Source organism: Bartonella sp. AD328YNZD (assembly GCF_042196425.1).
On sequence record NZ_JBHIQG010000276.1, the window covers coordinates 1 to 3,218 of the forward strand.

Consider the following 3,218-nt stretch of genomic DNA (forward strand, 5'->3'; position numbering starts at 1 on the left):
AAAAAGCTCTCGCTGAAATCGCTGGAAAGCCGATGATTGTTCATGTCGCAGAACAAGCAAAAAAAGCCGCATTAGGTCGAACCATCGTTGCAACAGATCATAATGATATCGCTAAAGCTGTTGCAGATTATGGGCATGAATATATCATAACACGAGGTGATCATAAGTCTGGATCTGATCGTATTTATGAAGCTTTAGTACGCATTGATCCTGAACAACGCTACAACGCCATTTTAAATATACAAGGTGACCTACCAACAATCATGCCTCGTGAAATCATTCGTGCACTACGCCCTTTAGAAAATAGCTTTACTGATATTGCAACCTTGGGTGCTCAAATCATTGAAGAAAATGAAACAAGAGATCCCAATGTTGTCAAGATCATTGGGACACCGCTTTCTCAAAATCGCCTTCGTGCTCTTTATTTTACTCGCGCCACAGCACCCTATGGAGATGGTCCTCTTTATCACCATATTGGAATATACGCCTATAGGCGCGAAGCACTTGAAAAATTTGTATCATTCAAACCCTCACCACTTGAGAAACGTGAAAAACTTGAACAATTACGTGCATTAGAAAACAATATGCGTATTGATGTGGAAATAGTCGATACAATTCCCTTAGGTGTAGACACACAACATGATCTCGATAGAGCTTGTGAGATTTTAGCATGAAAATACTTAAAAAAACCAATAAAATTTCTTTCCAAGGAGAATACGGCGCTAATTCCCATATTGCTTGCTCCAATATGTTCCCCAATATGGATGCTGTTCCCTCTGCTACTTTCGAAGACGCTCTTAATTTAGTGGAAAGCGGGAAAGCTGATCTTGCTATGATCCCTATTGAAAATACTCTTGCAGGGCGCGTTGCAGACATTCATCATCTTTTACCGCAGTCGTCTCTTTATATTATTGATGAATATTTTTTACCTATCCATTTTCAACTCATGGTTTTGCCCGGCGTTACATATGACGAAATTAAAACCGTCCACAGCCATACGCATGCCCTTGCACAATGCCGAAAAATCATACGAAACAACGGTTGGAAATCTGTTGTTTCTGCTGACACCGCTGGAGCTGCAAAATTTATTAAAAAAAATGCTAAACGTTCACAGGCTGCCTTAGCACCTTTAATCGCAGCAGAACTCTATGGACTTGATATTCTTGAAAGAAATGTTGAAGATAACCCTCATAATATTACCCGTTTTGTCATCCTTTCACGCTCCAAACGACATGTCCCCAAACCTCAAAATGGCGAAAAAATCATCACCAGTCTTCTTTTTCGAGTGCGCAATGTCCCCGCTGCTCTCTATAAAGCTATGGGAGGATTTGCAACGAATGGTATCAATATGACAAAATTAGAAAGCTATCAAATTGGTGGAAATTTCAATGCAACACAATTCTTTGTTGATATTGAAGGACATCCTGAAGACCCGATGATGAAACTTGCCTTAGAAGAATTATCTTTCTTTTCTGCAGAACTGCGTATTATCGGTACTTATCCAGCACAAAACGATCGAACATCGTATATATAAAAGCAATTAAGCTGCTATCATTTTTTGTTGATATCAAAAAGCATCGTAAAAATTTCATAATGCAACGCATCTTGAAAGGGCTTGTTTTTTTCTACTCAACACCCTTTATAAACACTGAAGAAGAAAAAACAGCTCGTAACAGAATATATAAATTATTTTCATAATATTTTCTCACAAATTATATCACGATAAACCGCAATTCAACTCGTATAAAAACCAGTGTAAAAAATACAGTAACCAAAAATAAAAACGCTTGTACCATCTATTTCCCTTTATATATTCAAAGAGAGACTCTTGAGAAAAGTCATTTCCTCTGACAATATTCCAATAAAGATAACGAACTTCTAAATTCGCTCTCAAAACAATTAAAATTATTATACATAATAGAGCATTCAAATCTCTTAGATTAATACTATTCTAAACATAGTTTGAAACTAGAAAATGCAACTTAGCCCTGATTTTAGCATTAAGTTTGAGCTTTTATCTTTATAAAAATTGATTTATGATTCACCTCACTTTAGAAAAAGGAGAGGATAATGAAAAAAGTCTTCACGCGAGGATTATTAGCTGCAAATATTCTCGCCTACTCTAGTGTTGCATTTGCTGGCTTTGGTGAAAAAAAATGGAATTTTGCGCGGGATGAAAGTGTTGTGATCACACCATCCTATACATTCCAGCAAGGAGTTGAATACTCTTGTAATATCTTTAAACCGAAGAAAGTATCCTTTACTTTATCATACTCTGCCCCTTCTGATTTAAACAAATTGAGAATTTTTGTTGATGATGAAAAGAAAATAACCCATGATAAAGAAAAGAAAATCTTTACCCTAAAAAATATAAAATCTCTTCATATAAGTTTTCCTTGGTCAGGACGTTATATTTTTAAAAATATTACGAACAAAAAAGTTGTTGGAACAGATTGTGACACAGGAGGTTATGATTAACAATATTTCTATAACATCTAAATTTGAGTAGAGTTATTCTTTTTTTTAGGTGTTTTTTTCAAAATACGGCATAATGAGCCATTAAAACTAATCGCTGAAAAGATTATTTTTATATTAATATGGCAAACCTTAAGATGCTTATAAGGTCAGATATTAAAGAACTTTTGCGAAAACTAGAAGACTAGACTTAAATTGTTCTGTATTTTCTACTATCAGAGCTATTTTTTTAATAAGAATATAACTTCTATCTTCGCAACTGCTTTATTTTAAGTACTATAAAGCACATCGTACCCAAATCACTTAGATAAACAGAAAGTAAAATTTGCATCTGCAGACGCATTCCTCACTGCACTTTAAGTCATACTCATTCAGCTTTTTATAAAAATTTATCTCGCTTTTCTCTTTTCGTTAAAAAATCTAATTATTTAAAGCTATAAAATGTCGTGTATATAAAATACCATTTTTACAGTTATAAAATCATAAATCTGTGCCAGCCACCATTATTATTTTATAGCTTTTAAATTGCATCATCTCTTGTATGAGTACAGTCCTTAAAAGATATGTGAAATCTTTTCTCCAATAATGGGAACACATATATTGATTTATCTAGTGATGAGCCCAACGTCTTTAATGAAGAAAATCAGCACTCAAGAAAAAAGAGCGATAACATCTACTCAAGATTTACATTCATAGATGTTAAAAGAAAAAATATTACGTATTTGATATTCTCGTTCACAATA

At 34.1% G+C, this 3,218-nt stretch carries 3 protein-coding genes; all 3 read left to right on the forward strand.

The annotated features are described in order from the left end of the window. Positions 1–674: 3-deoxy-manno-octulosonate cytidylyltransferase (locus ACFIO3_RS10520; protein ID WP_375704431.1), on the forward strand; the 674-nt coding region annotated here is incomplete at its 5' end. Then, a complete protein-coding gene (locus ACFIO3_RS10525) occupies positions 671–1,534 on the forward strand; it encodes a prephenate dehydratase (protein WP_375686587.1) in 864 nt (287 codons plus the stop codon). The genes ACFIO3_RS10520 and ACFIO3_RS10525, both read left to right, overlap by 4 nt. Positions 1,535–2,070: 536 nt before the next feature. Further along, the gene (locus tag ACFIO3_RS10530; RefSeq protein WP_375606799.1) at positions 2,071–2,478 is read left to right on the forward strand and encodes a hypothetical protein; all 408 of its coding nucleotides are present in this window, start codon (positions 2,071–2,073) and stop codon (positions 2,476–2,478) included. Positions 2,479–3,218 lie beyond the last annotated feature (740 nt).